This is a genomic window from Nocardia sp. NPDC057272 (assembly GCF_042668615.1).
Lineage (GTDB): Bacteria > Actinomycetota > Actinomycetes > Mycobacteriales > Mycobacteriaceae > Nocardia.
The window spans coordinates 84,094-107,257 of record NZ_JBHUYK010000002.1; the positions used below are offsets into that span (position 1 = coordinate 84,094).

Here is a 23,164-nt window from a genome sequence, read left to right on the forward strand (position 1 = left end):
AATACTCCCCTTCGACAAGATTCCCGCAGGTTGCGGGCTCGCCGAGAGATTGTGCGGCATCACCGGGGTCTTGCCGCAAGCCCCGGGGTGCGCTATATGTTAGAGGTGGCAAGGAGTGGTTTTCCCTCCTTGCCATTGCCATGCTCGCGACTCTCACCGAGGCGGTGCCGGTACTGTGAAGCGGTTCGGGCAAGGTGAAGGAGTCGGTCGGCGGTGCGTGGTTTCGGGGATCTCGAGGCAGTGCTGATGGATCGGCTGTGGGACCGCGATGTGGACACGACCACGGTGCGCGAACTGTTCGACGAGTTGGCGACCGAACGCGACATCGCCTACACCACCGTGATGTCGACGATGGACAATCTGCACCGCAAAGGCTGGCTGGCCCGCGAGCGTGCGGGGCGCGCGTACCGGTACTGGCCGACAGTGACCCGCGAGGAACACAGCGCCCGGCTCATGCACGAGGCGCTCGGTGTGGGCGGGCGCTCCGACCTCGTCCTCAACTACTTCGTCGACCGGATCAGTGACGACGAATTCGCGGGATTGCGAGCCGCGTTGCGCCGTGTCGCCACCCGGCGGACCGAGGCGAGTTAGCCCGTTCGTGTCGGAGTGATCTGATCTGATGGGACTCCGATCGGATCGTCACGGGGATGGGGACACACATGCTGAGTGTCGGATGGAATCAGGTGTTCGCCTGGCGGCTGGGCCGCCAGTTCGTCGCGGCACCGACCGCGGGTTCTGCCGAGGAGGTCGCGGCCCGGTTGGCCGGGGTGCAGGCGCAGGTGGCGTCGGCGGCGGAGATGGCTGTGGCGGTACGCAGTTCCGATTCCCGCGGGCTCGGTGTCGGTGAGGCGTTGGCCGCGGGCACGTTGATCAAGACCTGGGCGATGCGCGGCACTCTGCACGCGATGGTGCCCGAGCAGGCCGCGGCCGCGCTGTCGCTGATCGGATCGGCACGGACCTGGGAGAAGCCGTCGTGGCAGAAGACGTTCGGCGCGGCCCCGGAGCAAGTGGCCGGTCTGGTGGAGGTGGTGTCGGGAGTCCTGGCCGGTCAGGTCCTGACCCGGGACGAACTGGTCGAGGCGGTACTCGCCGAACCCGGCTTCGCCCACCTCGGCGAGCAGTTGCGCTCCGGCTGGGGTGCGGTGCTCAAGCCGTTGGCCTGGCAGGGCGCGCTGTGTCACGGTCCCGCGCGCGGGACCAAGGTCACCTTCACCGCGCCGGCCGACCTGACTCCCGGGTGGAAGGGCATCCCGGAACCCGATATCGCCGCACCGGCGCTGATCCGCGCGTATCTCGGCGCGTACGGTCCCGCGACCCCGGAGGCCTTCGACGCGTGGCTCAGTCGCAACAGCGTGCGCAAAACCGTGCTGCGCGGGTGGTTCGCGGCGATGGGTGACGCGCTGACCGAGGTCGACGTCGAAGGACGGATCGGCTGGATTCCGAGCGAGTTCGCCGACGATCTCGCCGCGGCGACTCTCGACGGCGGTATCCATCTGCTCGGTCCGTTCGACCAGTACGTGCTGGGACCCGGTACTGCCGACACCGTGCTGCTGCCCGCCGAGCACCGGTCGAAGGTGAGCAGGACGGCGGGCTGGATCTCGCCGCTGGTGCTGGTCGACGGTCGCATCGTGGGTACGTGGGAACAGGTCGACGATGAGGTCGTGGTGTCGATGTTCGACGCGCGCAAGGTGGCGAAGCGCGACCTGACCGCAGCGGTGAACCGGCTGGCAGAGGCTACCGGCGCATCGGGGCTCGGCGTCCGCGCGAGCTGAGATTTCGGATACGCCGGACGACGAACCAAGCGCTTGCTACGGTGGCTCGATGATCCCCACGATCGTCTGGGGCACCGGAAACGTCGGCCGCGCGGCCATCCGTGCCGTGGCTGCCCATCCGGCGCTGATTCTCACCGGGGTGCTCGTGCACAACCCCGACAAAGTCGGCCGAGACGCGGGCACGCTCGCAGGCCTGGACACCGAATTGGGGGTGGCCGCCGTCGACGACATCGACGCGCTACTCGCCACCGGACCCCAGGCGGTGGTGTACGCGGCGTCCGGAGACATCCGGCCCGACGACGCGCTCGCCGACATCGTGCGGGCGATCCGGGCAGGCGCCGTCGTCGTCACCCCGGCGCTCTACGCCCTCTACGACCCGCGCAACGCACCAGCCGAAATGCGCGAGCCGGTGCTGGAAGCCATTGCCGCAGGCGGTGGTTCGCTGTTCGTCTCCGGGGTGGATCCCGGCTGGGGCAACGATGTGCTGCCGCTGTTGATCAGCGGGCTCGCCGCCACCGTCGACGTGGTGCGCTGCCAGGAGATCTTCGACTACTCCACCTACGACCAACCCGACTCGGTGCGCTACCTCGTCGGGATGGGACAGCCGATGGACTACCAGCCGCCGATGCTGATGGCGAGCGTGCCGACGATGGTGTGGGGCGGCCAGATTCGGCTGATGGCCAGAGCGCTGGGTGTCGAACTAGACGAGATCCGCGAAACCGTCGACCGGCGCGCCCTCGACGCGACAGTGCAGACCACCCAGATGGGGGCGTTCGACGCCGGCACGCAGGGGGCGGTGCGGTTCGAGGTGCAAGGCATCATCGACGGGCAGGCGCGCATCGTGATCGAGCACGTCACCCGCATCCATCCCAGCTGCGCACCGGACTGGCCGACACCACCCGACGGTGACGGTGCCCACCGGGTGATCATCGAGGGTTCGCCACGCATCGAGGTGAGCGTCGAAGCGACCGATGAAGGCGGCAATCGCGCGGCGGGCGGAAACGCCACGGCGGTGGGACGTTTGGTCAATGCCATCGACTGGCTGGTCGAGGCGCCGCCCGGTCTCTATGACGCACTCGATGTGCCGCTGCGCGCCGCGGTCGGCAAACTCGGAAGGACACCACGATGATCATCGATATTCCCGAGGGCAAAGATCCCATCGGCTACGTGTGGGGCGAAATGGTGCCCGGCATCGGCGTCGCCGCGGCGGCGTTCTCGCTGTCGGTCTACGAGCACTCCACCCTCGGCCTGCGTGAATTCGAAGCGGCCCGGCTGCGGATCGCCCAGATCAACGGCTGCCTGTTCTGTCAGGACTGGCGCACCGAACGCGACGGGCAGAAGGTCGAAGCGGAATTCGCCGAAGCCGTCACCCACTGGCGTGACACCGACCGGTTCGACGAACGGACCCGCCTCGCCGCCGAATACGCCGAGCGCTACGCCACCGATCATCACGGCCTCGACGACGAATTCTGGACCAGGATGTTCGCCGAGTACTCCCAGGCCGAGGTGGTGGAGCTGAGCATGAGCATCGGTTCCTGGCTGGCGTTCGGCCGCCTCAACCGTGTCCTCGGGCTGGACACCGTGTGCGTGCTGCCCGGCCACTGACCGCCGGGTGCGCCGGACGGAACACCACCGCGCCGGCGGCCGGGCGGCAGGGACTGGGCAACACTGTCGCGCCCGCGCCGATTAAGCTGCGGGCCGTGATGGAACCTGCGAGACAGCAGCTCATCGATACGGTGGCCTGGGTGCTGATCGAGAACGGTCGCATCCTGTGTGCCCGCCCGCGCGGCAAGGACGTGTTCTTCATCCCGGGCGGCAAACGGGAAGGCGTAGAGACCGACCTGCAGACCCTGGTCCGTGAGGTCGCCGAAGAACTGACCGTCGAGCTCACGCCCGAGAGCGCCACCCACGTCGGCACCTATGAGGCCGCGATCGCCGACGGGCACGACACCGTCGTCCGGATGGCGTGCTACACCGCCGACTACCGTGGGGTGCTCACGGCCAGCAGCGAGATCGAGGCGCTGGCCTGGTTCGGATTCGGGGATCGCGATCTGGTTCCCCCGGTCGACCAGTTGTTGTTCGACGACCTCGCGGCGGCCGGGTCGCTGCGGTGATCGGCGCGGTGGCACGGTCGGCGTTCTACGAACTGCTGGCACTGCCACTGGCCTTCACCCGGGTGCGGACCCGGCTGCGGGTGCCGCGACTGCTCCTGCGCGAACCTGTCAGCGCTCACAATATTTCGCTGCGACGCTGCCTGATCCAATCGGTGCTCTCCGGTGGTGTCGGGCTGCTCGGCTGGTTCCTCGCGATGCTCAGCGTGCTGGTTCTGGTGCGCGGGCTCGCCTATCCGTGGGTCGCCGCCGACAGTTATGAGACCTCGTGGGGCGGGCCGACGCTGGCGGGCGCGTGGCTGGTGCACGCGGTGTTGGGTGCGTTGATCGCGCCGGCATTCGTCGCGGTGATCGCCCTGTTCGGCCGGTTGCAGCTGCGGGTGACGCGGACTGTGCTCGGCGGTGACCGGTCGTGGTGGGCGATTCCGGTCGCCCTGGTTCTCGTGGCGGCGGGCGGGTTGTTCTTCGTCGCGTGGGTGCGGCAGATCTGAGCGTGCGGGTCAGCGGGATCCGGGGATGTAGACGCCGGCGGCCCGCAGTTTCGCCTCGACGAGGGCAGAGAGCCGGGCCGGGGCTGATTCCTGCTCTTCACCGTGGTGGCGGATCAATTTGTAGCGTGTCGCGGCTTCTGTGCGGGCTTGCAGACCCGTCACGATCTTCAGCTGTTCGGGGTGGGCGAGATAGTGCTCGGCCAGTGCGGTGGCCACTTCCTCGATACGTGGGTCCTCCGGTTCCCAGGTTGCCGATTCCGAGGCGCGCCTGCTCAGGGTGAGGAACTCGGTGTCTTCGAGGGCGTTCTCGACATTGGTGAGGTAATCGTCGAAGCCCTCCGGAACCAGCGCTCTGGCCAGCACCCACCCTTCCCTGGCCGCCGCCACCTCTGCCGGGGGAAAGCCGAGGCCGGGCAGGCGCGCGAGCAGCTCCACCGCGCGGTCGGGCAGCAGCGTGCGGTCGCCGTCGGCCAGCCGGTGCAGCGTATCTCGGCGCACGATCAGTTCCTCGATCCGCTCGGTGAGACGCCGTTCGACGTCGACGAGCTCGGTGGCGAACGCGTCGGCGTCGGCGTCGAGCAGCGATCCGATCTCGGCCAGCGGAACTCCGGCGGCGGCGAGGGTTCTGACCTGCACCAACCGCAACAGCTCGGCGGAACCGTAGCGCCGGTAGCCGGAGCTGTCGCGGGCCGGTTCGGCGAGCAGACCGTTCTTCTCGTAGTGCCGCACGGTCTTGATCGTGACACCGGCGAAAACCGCGGCCTGGCCGATCGTGACGCCGTTCATCATCTGCTCAGCCCGCCTTGTTCGAGGTAGTCCTACTCAGAAAGTTGACCTTGATGGTGCGTCGAGGTCAAGCATCCGGGCCGCGCCCAGCTCGGCACGGCCCGGACGACGCGTTCAGGCCGTCGCGGTACCGAACACTTCGTCGATCAGTCGCTGCGTCGCGGCCTGGAACGTCGCCGACATCGACAGGTCGGCGTCGTCGATGTAGTTGAGTGTGGCGGTCATGGTCTTGGCGCCGTCGAGCGTGCTGTACATCAGCGCCGCATGGCCACCGTGGCCGCCGTTGTGGGTGATGACGGTGCCGGTCTCGGTCTGCTGGACGAACACCCCCAAGCCGTAGCCGACCTTGGCTTCGGGCGTGAGCATCTCGGCCAGCAGCGGGGCGGGCAGCAACGTGCCGCCCACCAGTGCGGAGAGGAAGGTGTGCAGGTCCTTGCTGGTCGAGATCATGTCGCCGCCGCTGGAAATCCAGGACGGGTTCTGGGAGGTGACGTCGACCGTCTTCTCCACCCCGGCGTCGTCGTAGCGGTAGTAGGCGTGGGCGTGCGGTCCGCCGATCTCGGTCGAGGTCTCCGGCACGACGGTGTCGGAGAGCCCGAGCGGACCCAGGATCAGTCGCTGCGTCTCCTCGGCCAATGAGTGACCGGTGACCGCTTCGATCAACAGTTTGGCGAGCGCGTAATTGGTGTTGGCGTAGCTCCAGTCCGTGCCCGGCTCGAACCGCGCGGGCTTTGCCAATGCCAGCCGCACCAGCTCGTCGGTGTGGTGGGTCTGGAAACGGTTGTCCACCCAGTCTTTGCCGCCCCAGGCGACGACTCCCGGCGCGCTCGTCCCGTCTTCGTAGAACTCGCCGGTGAAGTTGAAGATCCCGCTGGTGTGCTGCAACAGCATGCGGACGGTGATGCGCGGATCCAACTCGAACCGGGGCAGGTAGTCGACGGCGGGAGTGTCGAGGGCGATCTTGCCCTCGGCGACCAGTTGCAGGACCACGGTCGCGACGAAAGTCTTGGTGTTGCTGCCGATCCGGACGCGTCCGTTGACCGGCGGTGGTGCACTGTGGCCCAGCTCGCTGCGCCCGGCGGTGCCGACCCACGTGCCCTGCTCGTCGTCGACTCGCACGTGCAGGCCGACGAATCCGGAGGCGACGATCTCCTCGATGGTCTGCTGCAGGGTCGGATAGTGCTGCGCGGCAGCGGGTGTGGTGATGTTCGCTGTGGTGTTCGCGTTCGAAGTCATGAGATGAGCGTCCGGGTTGACCCAAGGTCAACCGCAAGAGTGATCTGTGTCACCCGGTGTGCTCGGGTCCGATCGTGTCGGACCCGAGCATCGGGTTGTGGAATCGGTGTCGGCTAGCCGAGTTCCTTGCGCAACGTGTCGGCGATGACGGTGAGGGCGTGGTCTTCGGTCATGCGCCAGTGGGTGGCGGCCACCGCGTGATTGTCGACGGTGCCGGTCACCGCCTCGGACCAGGACGACGCACCGGTGGTTCCGGTCGGATCACTGTGGGCCGCGGTGAAATAGGTGAGGGTGCCGTCGAAACGGCGGGGGTGGTAGGCGGCGTCGAGGGCGACCGAGGCTGTCGCCGCGTCGACGATCCGGTCGATGCGGGACGGGTCGGCTGCGGCTTGTGGTGCGGAGAGCTCGAACAATGTCCGGGCGAGCTGGTGGATGTCGACCGGGTCGGCGAGGTCCACTAGGTCGGGGCCGGCGAATCCGCCGAGCAGGTCGGCGGCGGTCACCGTCGTCGCGACAGCCGTCGAAGCCGACGACAGGGTGCTGTCCAGCATGGCCAGCACCGCGACTTCCTCGCCGTCCTCCTGCAGTTGCACCGCCATGGCGTGCGCGATGACACCGCCCAGGGACCAGCCGAGCAGGTGGTACGGACCTTCGGCCTGCACCGCGCGAATCTCCTTGAGGTAGCGCAGTGCCCATTCCTCGATCGAATCCGGCAGCGGCTCGCTCGAACTCAGCGCCGGCGATTGGAGACCGTACAGCGGGTGGTCGAGGTGGGCTGCGAGGCCGCTGAAGGACCAGGCGATACCGCTGATGGGGTGGACGCAGAACAGCGGTGCGCCGGTGCCTTCGGCGCGCAAGGGCAGCAGGACATCGAAAGCCGCATCGATGCCCGCGCTGTCGGCGCCTTCGGCGCGCAATGCCGCCACGACGCCCGCCGGGGTGGGGGTGGTGAAGATCCAGGTGACGGGGACGGTCGCGGCCGTCGCGGCACCCAGCTGGGTCGACAGGCGGGTGGCGCTCAGTGATGTGCCGCCTAGTTCGAAGAAGTGATCGTCCATGCCGACGCGGTCCAGGCGCAAGACGTCGGCGAAGATTGCGGCGACCGTGTGTTCGATGGCCGTGGCCGGGGCCCGATAGGCGCGGGTGGCGAGTTCGGGCGCGGGCAGCGCGGCGCGGTCGAGTTTGCCGGTGTGGGACAGGGGGACTTCGTCGAGCACCATGATCGTGGCCGGGATCATGTGGGTGGGCAGTGCCTGGGCCGCCCATCGCGCGAGGCCGTCCACGTCGACCTCGTGTCCGTGCGAGGCCACCACGTAGGACACCAGAACTGTTTCCCCGGCCTGGTTCTCGCGACCGACGGTGACGGCGAAACCGACGTCGGGATGGGAAGCCAGCACCGCATCGATCTCTGGGAGTTCGATGCGGAAGCCGCGGATCTTGAGCTGGAAGTCGGTGCGGCCGCGGTATTCGAGTTCGCCGTCGGCGCGCCAGGCGGCCAGGTCGCCGGTGCGGTACAGGCGGGTGCCGACGTGGAAAGGATCGGCGACGAAGCGTTCGGCGGTGAGGTCGGGACGGCCCAGGTAACCGGTGGCCAGCTGAGCACCCGCCAGATACAGCTCGCCCGGGACGCCGACGGGGACCGGGCGTAGCCGTGCGTCCAGGACGTAGACCTGGCTGTTCCAGACCGGTGTGCCGATCGCGACGGTGGTCGTGTCGGCGGCGCTCACCCGGTGGCTGGTGATCGAGACCGCGGCCTCGGTCGGGCCGTAGACGTTGAACAGGGCGGTGTTCGGCGCCGCGGTGGCGAATCGGCGCGTCAATGCGACCGGCAGGGTTTCACCGATGGCCAGGACGCGGCGCAGCGACGATGGGAGTTGCTCGGTGATCAAGGTGTCGAGCATCGACGGCACGACGTGCAGAGTTGTCACTTCTTCGCGGCGCATCAGGTCGGCGAGGTAGGCCGGATCCCGGTGGCCGTCGGGCGCGGCGAGGACCAGTCGACCGCCGCAGATCGCCGCGGACCAGAACTCCCAAACCGACAGGTCGAAGGTGGCCGCGGTCTTGAGGAGCACGCTGTCCTGTGCTGTGAGGCCGAATTCGGCTGTCTTCCAGCGCAACTGGTTGACGATCGCGGCGTGGGAGACGGCGACACCCTTCGGGCGCCCCGTCGATCCCGACGTGAAGATCACGTAGGCGGTGTTCGCGGAACGCAAGGGCGCGCGGCGATCACGGTCGGTGATCGGGGCGGGACTGTGTGCGGCGAGGTCCACCTGCTCGACACATCGAACACGGGTTGTCGCGAGGTCGTCGGCCGCGCCGAGCCAGGTGCCGGCATTGGTGAGGACGAGCAGCGGGGCGGCCGTGTCCAGGATGTAGCCGGTGCGCGATCGGGGGTGGTCGGGGTCGATCGGCACGTACACGCCGCCCGCGGCGCTGACCGCGTACATCGCCACGACCAGGTCGATTGATCGCCGCATCGCCAGCGCCACCCGCGTTTCCGGGCCGACGCCCGCGGCGATGAGGTAACGGGCCAGGCGATTGACCCGGTCGTCGAGGTCGGCGTAGGTCAGTCGGGTGTCGTCGGCGACGAGGGCGAGGGCGTCCGGGGTGCGCGAGACGGTCGCATCGAACAGCGAGGCGAGGGTCGCGGTCGGATCTGTTCGGCGCGCTGTGTGATTCCAGGTGTCGAGGATCCGGACTCGTTCGGCGGGGGCGAGCAGGTCGATGGTGTGCAGCGGTGCGCCCGGGTCGGTGACCACCGCGGTGATCAGGCGGGTGAGCCGGGCCAGGAAACCTTCGACCGTGGCCGCGTCGAACAGGTCGGCGGCGTAGGTGCAGTAGCCGGTGATGCCCGCCGGTGAACCCTCGGCGGTGTAGCGGTCGGCCACGATCAGGTGCAGGTCGAACTGGGACAGCTCCCGATCGAGCTCCACCGACGACACACTCGTGCCGGGCAGGTCCATGCGCACCTCGGCCAGGTTCTGGAACGACAGACCGACCTGGAACAGGGGGTGGCGGGCGGTGGAGCGGGCCGGGTTGAGGACTTCCACCAGCCGTTCGAACGGGATGTCGGCGTGGGCGAAGGCGGCCAGGTCGGTGTCGCGCTGGCGGGTGAGCTGTTCGGCGAAGCTCGCATCCGCGTCGACGCGGGTGCGGAAGACCAGGGTGTTGACGAACATCCCGATCAGGTCGTCGAGGGCGGCCTCGCCGCGGCCGGCGACCGGCGTGCCGATGGCGATGTCGGTGGTGCCCGACAGCTCGGCGAGTACCACCGCGAAGGCGGTGTGCACGGCCATGAACAGGGTCGCGCCGTGGGTACGCGACAGTTCGGCGAGGGCGGCGTGGGTGGCGGTGTCGACGGTGAACGGGACCCGGCCGCCCGCGTAGGACTGGATCGCCGGTCGGGGCCGGTCGCGGGGTAGTTCGAGCTGGTCGGGTAGCCCGGCCAGGGCTTGCTGCCAGTAGGCGAGCTGGGTGGCCGACACCGAGGTGGGATCGGTTTCGTCGCCGAGCAGGGTTTGCTGCCAGATCGCGTAGTCGGCGTACTGCACGGGCAGCGGTGCCCAGGTGGGGCCCTGTCCTTGTGCGCGTGCGGTGTAGGCGATGACGAGGTCGCGGGTGAGCGGCCCGCCGGAGAAGCCGTCACCGGCGATGTGGTGCACGGCCATGGCCAGGACGTAGTCGTCCGGGCCGAGCTCGAACAGGGTGGCACGCAAGGGCACTTCTCGGGTGACATCGAAAACGGTCGAAACCAGTGCTGTCACTGCGGGGGCCAGGCTTTCGTCGACGTCCGGGGCGATCGTGGTGACCTGCAGGCGCGGTACATCCGGGTGGTCCGACGGCAAAACGATCTGGGCCGGTGCCTGGTCGACAGTCGGGTAGACGGTGCGCAGGATCTCGTGGCGTGCGACGAGATCGGTGAAGGCCTGCCGCATCGCGGTGGTGTCGAGTTCGCCGGTCAGGCGGAGCACGACCGGGATGTTGTAGGCGGCGGTTGCGGTATCGAAGCGGTTGAGGAACCACATGCGCTGCTGGGCGGGCGAGAGGGGGATGTGATCAGGTCGTGGGCGCGCCCGCAGGGCGGGTCGGCGGGCCGCGCGGGCCAATCCGGCGATCTCGTGCGCGCACGCGGCGACGGTGGGTGCGGCGAACAGCACGCGCACCGGCACCCGGATGTCGAGTGCGGCACCGATTCGAGCGGTCAGGCGGGTGGCGAGCAGTGAGTTGCCGCCCAGATCGAAGAAATTGTCGTCGGCGCCGACGCGTTCGGCACCGAGCACCTCGGCGAACGCCTCGGCGACGGTTCGTTCCAGCCCGGCCGCGGGCGCACGGTAGGCGCGCGTCGCGAACTCCGGTGCGGGCAGGGCAGTTCGGTCGATCTTTCCGGCGGCCGAGAGCGGGATACGGTCCAGGACGACGACGGCGGCCGGGACCATGTGCGCGGGCAGCATCGACGCCGACCACCGTGTGATGGCGCCGGGGTCGACCTCGCGGCCTGTCACATACGAGACCAGCACGGTGTCCCCGGCGGGGTTCTGCGTGCCGAGCGTGAGAGCGAGACTCACCTGCGGGTGCCGCAGCAGGACGGCGTCGATCTCACCGGGCTCGATGCGGAAGCCGCGGATCTTGATCTGGAAGTCGGTGCGGCCCAGGTATTCCAGCTCGTAGGTGTCGCCGTGCACCCAGCGGACGAGGTCGCCGGTGCGGTACATGCGTGCGCCGGGTCCGGCCCAGGGGCAGGCGACGAAACGATCCGCGGTGGCGGCGGCGCGGCCACGGTACCCGCGTGCGAGTGCGGGACCCGCGAGATAGAGCTCACCGGTGGCGCCCACCGGCACCGGGTGCAGACGGGCGTCGAGGACCACGGCCCGCATGCCCGGCACGGGGCGACCGATCGTGACGCGGTCCCCGGCACGCAGCGCCGAGTAGGTCGCGCCGATGGTCGCCTCGGTGGGGCCGTAGCCGTTGAGGAAGCTGCGGCCCGGTTGCCACGTGGCCAGCAGTTCGGGGGCGGTGGCTTCGCCGCCGGCGGACACGCACTGCAGGTCGGGCAGGGTGGTCGGGTTCAGCGTGCTCAGCAGGGCGGGGGTGATGATCGTGTGCGTCACCTGTTCGGTGCGCAGCAGGTCGTCGAGGTCGGTGCCACCCAGGGTGTCCGGCGGGGCGATGACCAGGGTGGCGCCGTGGTGGAAGGCCGTGCCGAGTTCCTCGATCGACTGGTCGAAGCTGGGCGAGCAGACGTGCAGCATGCGGTGGTCGTGGCGCAGGCGCATCAGTGCCGCCGAGTGGGTCACGAGGGCGCCGAGTCCCGCATGGGTGACCGAGACGCCCTTGGGTGTGCCGGTGGAGCCGGAGGTGTAGATCACGTAGGCGATGTTGTCGCGGCGCAGGGGTGCTCGGCGGTCACGGTCGCGTACCGGGGTCGACGAGCGGGCGGCGATACGGGCCCGGGCGGTCGGTTCGTCCAGCGCCAGCCAGCGCAGCGATCCGGGCAGGCTGTTCGTCCTGGCGGCGACGGTGAGGCCGATGGTGGCGCCGGAGTCGGCGATCATGTGACGGACACGGTCTTCGGGGTAGTTCGGGTCGACGGGGAGGTACACGCCACCCGCTTTGGCGATGGCCCAGAACGCGAGGATCGACTCGTAGGAGCGCGGGATCGCCGAGGCGACGACCGTTTCCGGGCCGATTCCCTCGTCGATGAGGACTCGGGCCAGGCGTGAGGAATCGGCGTCGAGGGTGCCGTAGGTGTAGGTGTTCGCGGTGTCGCGCACAGCGATTCGATGCTGGCCGTAGCCGGTGCCGCGTACGAGCAGCTCGGGCAGGGTGGGGGTGGCAGCCGGGGTCGGGCCGTCGCCGAGGTGCGTCAAGAAGGTGTACTCGGCATGATCGGACAACGGTAGGTCGCCAGCCGGAATTCGTGGATCGGCGGCGACCGCGGTGAGCAGCCGGGCCAGACGCCGCACGAACGTGTCCGCTTTGTGGTCATCGAAAACGGTGCGGGCGAAAGTCATCTCGATCGCCGTGCCCGACGCCGTCTCGACCACCGTCACGGTGAGTTCACCGGCTGTCACGGCGTTGTCCCCGGGCAGGGTGTGCCGCGTATCCGAACCGGCTTCGCTCGTCGCCGCCCCGGGGACGGGCAACGAGTTGTCCGATGAGCCGGTGGACCGTACTTCCAGGGACACCTGTCCCAGTGCACGGGGCTCCACGCCGAGCAGCTCGGCGAAGTCCGCGAGCGGAATTCCGGCATGAGCCAGCGCCGACGTCTCGGCCTCGTGCGCCCGCGTGAGCAGATCGAGGAAGGGCTCCGCGAGATCGACGGCGGTGCGCAGCACCAGATCAGGGGTGCGGGTTCGGATCACGATGTCGACGGACGCGGTGAGCCGCGCGAGGAGTACGGCCAAGGCTGTGCGGACCAGCGATTGCCGGCTCACGTTCGCGGTGTCGGCGAGTTCATGGAGGGCTCGGTGCACCGTCGTCGGGACGGTCGTCCGGGCACAACCGTGCTCGGCATCGAGGCGACGCTCCGCGTGCCCACTCTGCGCGCGCGAGCGGTCGGGGCGTGCGCCGGCGGCGACCCCGAGGTCGGTGGGTAGGGCCAGGCGAGCCGGCAGGTCGGCCAAGGTCTGGCGCCAGTAGCGGGATCGGGTGATCGGGTCGGCGGGGTCGGTGGTGAGCTGCTGGGCGATGCGGACGACAGGCGTGGTCACGGTGGCGACGAGGTTGTCGATCGCTGCGCGGAGACGGTCGGTGAGCGCGCGGGCCGCAGGATCCGAGACGACGTCGCGGCGGTACTTGATCTGCACCTGGGTGCGGGCACCGAGGAAGACCAGGACTGTGATCGGGTAGTGGGTGTGGTCGGCGCCGTGCAGGTCGTCGATACTCAGGTCGTCGAGCGCGCCGCCTGCCTGTTGGAGGCCTTCGACGTCGACGGGGTAGGACTCGAAAGCGAGCATGGTGTCGAAGAGTTCGCCCAGTCCCGCGACGCGCTGGATCGCGCCGAGGCCGAGATGGTGGTGATCGAGCAGCGAGGCCTGGTCGGCTTGGACGGCGCGGATCAGGTCACCGACGGTGGCGGTGGGGTCGATGCGCACCCGCACCGGGACCGCGTCGACGAACAGCCCGATCATGTCGCCGACGCCGTCGAGCTGGGGCGGGCGCCCGGACACGGTCGCGCCGAACACGACATCCTCGCGCGCGGTGCTCGCGGCGACGACCAGGCCCCAGGCTGTTTGGAACACGGTGTTCGCGGTGACCTCGGCGGCCGCGGCGAAGGCGGTCAGTGCGGAAGTCCGCGCGGCGTCGAGTTCGAACTCGCACAGGCCGTAGCCGTGGCCGGTCGCCGGTGGCCAGGTCAGCTCGGGGGCGATCATCGTCGTCGACACCCCGTCGAGGACCTCCGACCACGCGCGCTCGGCGGCGGTGCGGTCCTGGCGGGTGAGCCAGGCGAGGTAGTCGCGGTAGGGGCGCACCGGCGGCAGCGGGGTCGCGTCGCCGTGGGTGGCGTAGAGGACGAGCAGTTCCTTCATCAGCAGCGGCATGGACCAGCCGTCGAGGAGGATGTGATGGCCGGTCAGGACGAGGTGGCTGCGCCCGGAACCGGTGGTGTACACCGTGAATCGCAGCAGCGGCGCGATCGTGGGGTCGAACCCTGCCTGTTGATCGGCGGCGAGCAGGGCGGGCAGCTCGGTGTCGGTGGTCGCGACGATCCGCAACGGTGCCTCGACGGCGTCGGCGACGAGCTGAACGGGGGTGCCGTCGGGGGTGGTGACGAAGGCCGAGCGCAGGTTGGCGTGCCGGTTCAGCACCGTCGCGGCCGCGTGGCGAAGCCGGTCGGTGTCGAGCTCGCCGGTCAATTCGGCCACGAGCTGGATGACGTAGGCGTGGACCGACTCGTCGAGCATGTCGCCCAGTGCGAGCAACGAGTGCTGCAACGGTGACAGCGGTAGCACATCCGACAGGCCCGGGTGGGTGGTGCGCCAGGTGTCGAGGTCGTTCTGCGAAACCTGTACCAGGGCGACATCGGAGGGGGTCAGCCCACCCGCGCACGGGTGGAGGGTGTGGTCGGCCAGTGCGGTGAGCCAGCTCGTCCAGTCGTCGGCCAGCTCCTGGACCTCGGACTCGGACAGGATGCCGGTGGCGTAGCGGAAGTCCGCCCGCAGCCGCGGCCCGGTGTCGGTGGTGACGGCGATCGCGTTGATGTCGAGAACGGTGTGCGCGGGCAGGGTGGGGTCGTAGTCGACGTCGATGTCGCCGAGGTCGGCGGTGGGCAGCCACGCGGTGTCGTCGGTGGGCTGGATCGCGGTGCTCGCGCGACCCAGGTAGTTGAAGCCGATCTGGCCGACGGTGCCGGACAACCGGTTTCGGGTCTGCGGGTTCCGGCGCAGCACACCGAAGCCGATGCCGTTGTCCGGCACGGCCAGCAGCTGTTCTTTGACGGTGCGCACCGTCGCGGCGAGGGCTTCGTCGTCGAAGACCGTCGGCGTGATCGCCGACAGGTCGAGGGCGACGGGGTAGACGGTGGTGAACCAGCCGACGGTGCGGGTCAGATCCGCGCCGGGGACAGCGTCCTCCTGGCGGCCGTGGCCTTCGAGCCGCAATCGCAGAGTGGGAGCGTCGACACCGCGACGGGCACGCCAGACCCGCACGGCCAAGGCCAAGGCGGCGAGCAGGGGGTGATCGGCGCCTGCCCGGTATTGCGCGGGCAACGTCGTGAGCAGGGGTTCGGTGATCTCGGCGGGGATCTGCACGGTGATCGACCGCATCGTCGCCTCGGTATCGAGGCTGCTGTCGACCGCGCGGGCGCCGAGCAGCGGGTCAGGGGTGGACAGGACCTGTTGCCAGTGGTCGAGTTCGGCGGTGCGGTCGGCGGTGGCCAGGCCGTGCGCCCACCGGCGGAACGACGTTCCGACCGGCGGCAGGGCGATCCGCTGACCTGCGGTGTACTGGGCCCAGGCCACGACCAGGTCGGGGAGCAGGATCCGCCAGGAGACGCCGTCGATGACGTAGTGGTGGGCGGCGACCGCGAGGACATCGCGGTCGCCGCGCCTGCGGATCCAGGTGAAGGCGATCATGCGGGCGGTGGCGGGGTCCAGCGCCGAGAGTGCCGAATCCATGGCAGCCGTGCCGATTCGGGTCAGCTCGTCCGGGGTGATCGCGGTGAACGCGTCGACCTCGGTGATCAGGGCGTCCACGTCGACGGCGTGGGGTGGCAGGACTTCGAACTGCCAATCGTCGCTGTCTCGTCGCAGGCGCGAGCGCAGCATGTCGTGGTGGCGCAGGACCGCGGCGATGACGGCGACCAGAGCCGGGCGGTCGATGTTCTCGGGGAGCGCCAGGACCATGGTCTGGGCGAAACGGTCGCTGGAACCGGTGGTCAGGAACTCGGCAAGGACCGGCGTCAACGCGACATCGCCGATGCCCTCGCCGGGCAGTTCCACCAGCACGGGCGCCTGTGGGCTGTCGAGCGCGGCGATGTCGGACAGCTTTGCCACAGTGCGGTGTTCGAACACGTCACGGGTGGTGAAGACGATGCCCGCGGCGCGGGCCAGTGATACCAGCTGGATCGACAGGATGCTGTCGCCCCCGAGCGCGAAGAACGAATCGTGCACGCCGACGCGCGCTATGCCGAGGACGCGGGCGAACAGCTCGGCCAGCAGAGTTTGTCTCGCACCGATGGGTGCTGCGGTGGGCGCGGTCGCGATGACCGGTTCGGGCAGGGCGTTGCGGTCGAGTTTGCCGTTGGAGGTCAGGGGCAGCGCGGCGAGAACCACGATCGCCGACGGCACCGCGTGCGCGGCCAGGCGGTCGGTGGCGTACGCGGTGAGGACGTGGGGGTCGGCGCAACGATCCGGTGCCGCGAGCACATAGGACACCAGCGTGGTCGATCCGGCAGGGCTCCGACGCCCGACGGTCACCGCGAATTCGACATCGGGGTGGCTGACGAGCACGGCATCGATCTCGCCCGGTTCGATCCGGAAACCGCGCACCTTCACCTGGGCGTCGGCACGGCCGAGATAGTCGATGTCGCCGGTGTCGCGCAGACGCACCAGGTCGCCGGTGCGGTACATGCGGGTGCCGGGCGCACCCCACGGGTCGGGGACGAATCGGGCCGAGGTCGTCGTCGGCTGATTGCGGTAGCCGCGCGCCAACGCGCGCCCGCTCAGATAGAGCTCGCCGGTGACACCGCGCGGGACCGGGTTCAGGCGGGCGTCCAGGATCATCGCGTGCGTGCCGTGCACCGGGGCGCCGATCGAGATCGGTTGTCCGGCAGCGAGTTCGGCATAGGACGAGATGATCGTGGTCTCGGTGGGGCCGTAACCGTTGAGGTAGCGGCGGCCGGGCTGCCATTTCGCGAGAAGTTCCGGGGTGGTCACGTCACCGCCGACGGACAACGATTCCAGTGCGTGCAGACCGGCCGGGTCGAGGGTGCCCAGGACCGCGGGGGTGATGATGGCGTGGGTGACGGACTCGGCGGCCAGCAGATCCGCGAGTTCGATCCCACCCGCGATGTCGGACCCGACGACGACCAGCGTCGCGCCGGTGGTGAACGCGCACAGCCATTCGAGCACGGAGGGGTCGAACCAGGGGGCACAGATGTGCAGGAAGCGGTGCTCGGACTCGAGGCGGTAGCGGCGGACCGCCTCCTCGACCAGCGGTGCCAGACCGGCGTGGGTCACGGTGACGCCCTTGGGCAGACCGGTGGAGCCGGAGGTGTAGATGAGGTAGGCGGGGTGGTCGACGCGCAGGGGTGCGCGGCGGTCGGCGTCGGTGATCGGTGTCGTCGGGTGGGTGGCGGTGACTCGGTCGAGGTCGTCGAGGGTGAGCCAGGTCAGGTCGTCGGGCAGGTCTTCCAGATGCGCGGCGTCGGTGATGCCGAGTATCGCGTCCGAGTCGGTGACCAGGTGCTGGAGGCGATGCGCGGGATTGCGCGGGTCCATCGGCACATACACCCCACCCGCGGCGGCGATGGCGAGCGCGGCCGCGACCATGTCGTAGGACCGGGGAAGGGCAACGGCGACAGCGACTTCGGGGCCGACGCCTTGGGCGATCAGTTCGCGGGCCCACCGGGAGGTCCGCTCGGACAGCTCGCCGTAGGTGATCGAACGGCTCTCGTGCCGGACGGCGATCCGGTCGGGACCCAGCGCGTGGCCACGTGCGATCAGGTCGGGCAACAGTGCGGTGCGGGTGTCGGTGTCGGTGTTGCGCGCGGTGAGAGTCGTTTCCTCCACGGTACTGAGGATCGTGAGGTCACCGACCGCGGTGTGGGGGTGCTCGATCGCGTCGGTGAGCAGGCGAATCAGCCGTTGCGCGAACACTTCGACTGTTGCCTCGTCGAACAGTGCGCTCGCGTAGACGAATTCGGCGTTGATGCCGCCGGTCAGGCGGTCGTCGTCGGCACAGCCTGCCGCGACGGCACCTAGCCCGTGGTCATCCTCGGCTCCCGATCGCCGGTGGTCGTCGACGCGGGCGCAACTCTGGGTGCGCAGGGACAGTACGAGGTCGCGTTCCCCGGCGGCCGTCGCGCATTCGTCCGGTACCAGCATGACCCGGACCATTGGCTGCGCGGCGTCAGTGAGAGCCTTAATGCTCTTGTATGACAATGCGTTTCGCGTGAATGCCCGACGGTGAGCCGTAGTCGCCTCGGCCAGCAGCTCGTCGACGGAAATGGCACCGCGTACCGGTAGTCGCAACACCAGGCGGGCGTCCGGAAACTGTGGGCACAGGGTGTCGATCGCGACGTCGTCGGTGTTGGACAGTCGGGCCAGCAGCACCGCGAAGGCCGTGTGCACGAGGCTGAAGACGGTCGTGTCGCGGGAATCGGCGAAATGCCGCACGCGGTCATGAAGTTCGGCGGGGATCTCGAAGCCGACGCGGGCATCGGCTTGCACGGGGCTCGCGGGCCGGGCGCGGTCTGTCGGAAGGTTCAGTTCCGCAGGCAGGTCCGCGAGGACGCGACGCCAGTAGCTCGCCTCCGTGATCGCATCATTGTGCTGGTCGAAAGTGTCCAGGAGCTGCGCGGCGGTCTGGTCGGGTGTGCGGAGGAAGGCGTCGAGGGTGGCGCGGAGGCGGTGCGCGAGAGTGTGCGCGATGCCGGTATCGATCAGGTCCAGGCGGTACTGGAGGCCGACGCGGATCCCCTCGCCCACCTCGACGCCCACGGCCACCGGGTAGTGCGTGGCGTTGGCGGCTCGGACATCGACGATCTCGAGGCCGTCGATGGAGCCCTGCGCGCGTCGCATTCCCTCGGTGTCGACGGGGTAGGACTCGTAGGCCATGAGCGTGTCGAACAGCTCGCCCGAGCCAGCGGCCCGCTGGATCTCGGCGAGACCGAGGTGGTGGCCGTCCAGCACGGCGATCTGCTCGGACTGTAGCTGCGACAACATGTTTCGCAGCGGCTCGGACTCGGCGAAACGGACGCGAACGGGGATGGTGTCGGCGAAGAGTCCGACCATGGTGTCGACACCGTCCAGCTGTGGCGGGCGGCCCGAGACCACCGCACCGAACACGACGTCGTCGCGGCCGACCGCACCGGCCAGCACCACACCCCATGCCGCTTGGAACAGGGTGTTGACCGTGACGTCGTTGGCCGCGGCGCAGGCCGCCAGGTCCTCGGCCTCGGCCGGTGACAGCTCGACCGTGCACATCCCGTGGCCCTCGCACGGCTCGGTCGGCGGCGCGACCGCGGTGGTCAGCAGGGTCGGGGTGTGCCCGATCAACGCCTCGCGCCAGCCGCGCAACGCGGCGGAGCGGTCTCGGCCCGCGAGCCAGGCGAGGTAGTCACGGTAGGGGCGTACCCGCGGCAGCGCCGCCGGGGCGCCGTCGGTGGCGTAGCAGAGCAGTAGTTCCTGCATCAGCAACGGCATCGACCAGCCGTCGACGAGGAGGTGGTGCGCGGTCAACACCAGGTGCATGCCGTCGGCACGGCGGTACAGCGTGAAGCGCAGCAGCGGCGCGGTGGAGAGTTCGAAACCGATCCGCGCCTCGGCGGCCAGGAACTCGTCGGCGTCGGTGAGTTCGGTGTCGATGATCTGCCACGGCACCGCGACACCCTCGGCCACGAAACCGACCGGTGTGCCCGCTGCCGACGATCCGAAGGCCGTGCGCAGAATCGCGTGGCGGTCGAGGACGGTTCGGGCGGCTCGCCGCAGGCGGTCGGTGTCGACCTCGCCGGTCAGCTCGACCGCGAGCTGGACCAGATACAGGTCGGCCGGCGACACCTGGGCGAGGAAGAACAGACCGAGCTGCAGCGGCGCCAAGGGCAGCACATCGGTCAGGTGCGGGCGTTCGCGATGCCAGGTGTCGAGTTCTGCCTGGGTGACCTGGACCAGCGGCACGTCGGCGGGTGAGAGGCCACCGGCCGCCGGATCGCGCAGGTGTTCGGCGAGGATCGTCAGTGCCTCGGTCCAGCAGTCGGCCAGTTCGCGCACCGACGCCTCGTCGATGATGCCGGAGGCGTAGGAGAACGACGCGCGCAGTGTCAGTCCGGCGTCGGTACCGGTGGCGAGGGCGTTGATGTCGATGACGGCCGCAGCGGGCAGATCGGGGTCTTGTTCGGCGACGGGCTCGCCCCACGCGTCGGTGGGTAGCCAGCCGTGGTCGGAATCGCCGAGATCGCCCGTGGTGATACGTCCCAGATAGTTGAAGCCGACCTGGCCGAGGGGGCCGTCGAGCTGCGGTGCCGATTCCGGGTCCAGATGGCGGAGCATGCCGAAACCGATGCCCTTGTGCGGCACCGCGCGCAGCTGTTCCTTGATGGCCTTGACGACGGCGGCCGTGGCGTCGCCACCGTGCCATGCGGCGTCGGCCTCGACCTCGCTCAGGTCGAGGGCGATCGGATACATGCTGGTGAACCAGCCGACCGTGCGGGTCAGATCGGCGCCGTCGACCGCGGATTGTTCGCGGCCGTGGCCTTCCAGGCGGACGCGGGTCGCGGGTGCGTCGACATCGCGCCGGGCCCGCCACCTGCGCACAGCCATGGCCAGGGCGGCGAGCAGGCCGTCCTCGGCGCCCGCGCGGTACCGGGTTGGCAGGTCGGTCAGGATCGCCTGGGTGATGTCGGCGCGAACTTCGACGTTGATGGTTCGCACCGTCGACGCGGTGTCGCGAGAGTCGAGCCGACGATCGCCGAGCAGAGGGTCGGGTACCGACAGGGTCTGGCGCCAGTGGTCGAGTTCCTCGCGCCTGCTCGGCGCCGTCTCGGTCAGGCCGTGCGCCCAGCGACGAAACGACGTGCCGACCGGGGGCAGGACGACACGTCGACCGAACTGGGACCATGCGGCGACCAGGTCCGACAACAGGATTCGCCACGACACACCGTCGATCGCCGCGTGGTTGGCCGCGACGACCAAACCGTCGGGGCCGTCCGGACGGGCGAGCCACGCGAAGCCGATCATCCGGTACGCCTGCGGATCCAGCGCCGCGAGCACGGAATCCATCGCGGCGTCGGCGATCTCACCGAGCTGGTCGGTGCCCGCCGGGACATCGACGCGCAGGAGCAGCTCGCGCACATCCACCGCGCCCGGCGGCAGGGTGTGCAGCTCCCACTGCCCGTCGACCTGCCGCAGACCGGCCCGCAGCATGTCGTGGTGATCGATCACGGCAGTGAGGGTGTCCACCAGGGCGTTTCGGTCGATACCGGCAGGCAGGGCCAGGACCATCTGCTGGGTGAACCGGCCGAACACCCGTCCTGAGGCCAGCGAGGCGGCCAGCACCGGCGTCAACGGCATCACGCCCACACCGCCGCCGGGCAGTTCGGTCAACGTGGGCGCGGACTCGGCACCCAGCACCGCCACCCGTGCCAACCCTGCGACAGTGCGGTGCTCGAACACCGCCTGCGGGGTGAACGAGATGCCGGCATTGCGCGCTCGCGACACGAGCTGGATGGACAGAATGCTGTCACCGCCGGCGGCGAAGAACGAATCCTCGGCACCGATCTGCTCCAGACCCAGGATCTGGGTGAACAGTTCGGCGATGGCGGTCTCGACCGGGCCCTCGGGCGCGCGCGACCCCACAGCACCGAAAACCGGTGCGGGCAGGGCGTTGCGGTCGAGTTTGCCGTTGGGGGTCAACGGGATCTCGTCGAGGGTCATCAGGACGGTCGGCACCATATGGGCGGGCAAGGAAGTGCCGACGAAACGGGCTACGTCGTCGGTGTCGATCGTCGTGCCGTGCCGGGCGAGCACATACGACACCAGCACGGTCGCGCCGGAGTCGGCTTTCGTGCCGAGGGTGACCGCGTACTCGATGTCGGGGTGGGCGGTGAGTGCGGCGTCGATCTCGCCGAGCTCGACGCGGAATCCGCGGATCTTGACCTGGAAATCGGAGCGACCGAGGTATTCGATATCGCCGTCGGCGGTGCGCCGGACCAGGTCGCCGGTCCGGTACATGCGGGAATCGGTGAAAGGTGAGGCGACGAATCGTTCGGCGGTGAGCGCGGGCCTGCCCTGATAACTCTGGGCCAGCGCGGGCCCGAACAGATACAGCTCACCCGCCACGCCCGCGGGAACCGGACGCAGGCGCGAATCCAGCACTGTCGCACCGACTCCGGCGAATGCCGTGCCGATCGTGATGGGCTGCCCGGGCCGTAGTGCGGTGGTGCCGGTGGCGAGGATGGTGGCCTCGGTCGGGCCGTAGCCGTTGAAGAAGGCACGCTCGTCGGCCCAGCGGTCGACCAGGGTCGGGCCGAAAGCGTCGCCCGCGACTACGACGACACGCAGGGCATCCAGATCGTGGGCGTCGACAGATTCCAGCGCTGCCGGGGTGATCAGCAGGTGGGTCACGCGTTCGCGGCGCAGCAGCTCGGCGAGTTCGGGGCCGCCGAAGACCGTCGACGGTGAGACCACCAGCGTGGCACCGGAGTTGAAGGCCACCAGCAGCTCGAGTACCGAGACGTCGAAGTTCGGCGAGCACACGTGCAGCACGCGGTCGCCTTCGTCGATCGAATAGCGTTCCCGGGCGGCCGCGACCAAGGCACCGAGACCGGTGTGGGTGACGACCACGCCTTTGGGACGGCCGGTCGAACCGGAGGTGTAGATGACATAGGCCGGGTGCTGATCGATCAGCGGACGAACTCGGTCGAGGTAGGAGATCGGGTGGGTGGGGTAGGTGGCGATGCGGTCGTGCTGGGCCGGGTCGTCGATGTCGAGCCAGTCGACCGAATCGCCCAGCATTTGTCGATGTGCCGTGCCGGTGAGACCGAGGACGGCGCCGGAGTCTTCGAGAAGATAGGCGATCCGCTCGGCGGGTAGCGCCGGATCGACAGGGACATAGGCAGCGCCGGTCTTGGCCACCGCCCACACCGCCATCACCGACTCGATCGACCGGGTGAATCCGAGCGCGACGACATCGCCGGGTCCGATGCCGCGTGCGATCAGGTCTCTGGCCAGTTGGGACGAGTACTCGTCGAGTTGGGTGTAGGTGAGTTCGCGGCGTGCACCGTCGACGGGGGTGTAGGACACGGCGACGGCATCACCGGCGGTGTCGACCGCCGCGGTCAGCAGCTGAGGGAAGAGGGGAGTACTCGACTTTCGGTTGCCTCGACCGCGCGGCGCACGACGAACTTCACGTGGAGAGGTGCGCGCTTCACGCATTCGAGTACAACATCCTTCAGCTAACCGGCCCACAGCTCTGCGATGACCCACGAACCCTGTCGGATTCGGCCTACCGGGGCGGACCAGTGTCGAACAAGCAAGAAGGAGTCGATATCGGGGCGTTCGGCGACCATGACACCACATGTCACGCTGTCACGACCACATGACCGGTTTGT

The 23,164-nt window shown here is 69.1% G+C and carries 9 protein-coding genes; 6 read left to right on the forward strand and 3 right to left on the reverse strand.

Annotation, left to right across the window (positions count from 1 at the left end; genetic code table 11):
* Window positions 1-213: 213 nt before the first annotated feature.
* From ACFULV_RS03405 to ACFULV_RS03430, 6 genes are all read left to right on the forward strand, one after another.
* A complete protein-coding gene (locus tag ACFULV_RS03405; RefSeq protein WP_255284061.1) occupies window positions 214-591 on the forward strand; it encodes a BlaI/MecI/CopY family transcriptional regulator in 378 nt (125 codons plus the stop codon).
* 68 nt (window positions 592-659) lie between these two features.
* On the forward strand, window positions 660-1,772 hold the full coding sequence (locus ACFULV_RS03410) for a winged helix DNA-binding domain-containing protein (protein WP_378652659.1): 1,113 nt from the start codon (window positions 660-662) through the stop codon (window positions 1,770-1,772).
* Window positions 1,773-1,821: 49 nt separating this feature from the next.
* The gene (locus ACFULV_RS03415) at window positions 1,822-2,901 is read left to right on the forward strand and encodes a dihydrodipicolinate reductase (RefSeq protein ID WP_378652662.1); all 1,080 of its coding nucleotides are present in this window, start codon (window positions 1,822-1,824) and stop codon (window positions 2,899-2,901) included.
* Window positions 2,898-3,377 carry a carboxymuconolactone decarboxylase family protein gene (locus tag ACFULV_RS03420; RefSeq protein ID WP_378629147.1) on the forward strand — a complete coding sequence of 160 codons (480 nt, stop codon included), beginning with the start codon at window positions 2,898-2,900 and terminating at the stop codon, window positions 3,375-3,377. Before ACFULV_RS03415 ends, ACFULV_RS03420 begins: the two co-directional genes overlap by 4 nt.
* A gap of 98 nt (window positions 3,378-3,475) precedes the next feature.
* A complete protein-coding gene (locus ACFULV_RS03425; RefSeq protein ID WP_378630003.1) occupies window positions 3,476-3,886 on the forward strand; it encodes an NUDIX domain-containing protein in 411 nt (136 codons plus the stop codon).
* 8 nt (window positions 3,887-3,894) lie between these two features.
* On the forward strand, window positions 3,895-4,374 hold the full coding sequence (locus ACFULV_RS03430) for a hypothetical protein (RefSeq protein ID WP_378652664.1): 480 nt from the start codon (window positions 3,895-3,897) through the stop codon (window positions 4,372-4,374).
* Window positions 4,375-4,383: 9 nt separating this feature from the next.
* On the opposite strand, the gene ACFULV_RS03435 is transcribed toward ACFULV_RS03430, so the two are convergent.
* From ACFULV_RS03435 to ACFULV_RS03445, 3 genes are all read right to left on the reverse strand, one after another.
* Window positions 4,384-5,163 carry a MerR family transcriptional regulator gene (locus ACFULV_RS03435; RefSeq protein ID WP_378652667.1) on the reverse strand — a complete coding sequence of 260 codons (780 nt, stop codon included), beginning with the start codon at window positions 5,161-5,163 and terminating at the stop codon, window positions 4,384-4,386.
* A gap of 111 nt (window positions 5,164-5,274) precedes the next feature.
* The gene (locus ACFULV_RS03440; RefSeq protein ID WP_378652671.1) at window positions 5,275-6,396 is read right to left on the reverse strand and encodes a serine hydrolase domain-containing protein; all 1,122 of its coding nucleotides are present in this window, start codon (window positions 6,394-6,396) and stop codon (window positions 5,275-5,277) included.
* A gap of 113 nt (window positions 6,397-6,509) precedes the next feature.
* Window positions 6,510-22,988 (reverse strand): amino acid adenylation domain-containing protein, encoded by a 16,479-nt coding sequence (locus ACFULV_RS03445; RefSeq protein ID WP_378652674.1) that lies wholly within the window; start codon window positions 22,986-22,988, stop codon window positions 6,510-6,512.
* Window positions 22,989-23,164: the final 176 nt, after the last annotated feature.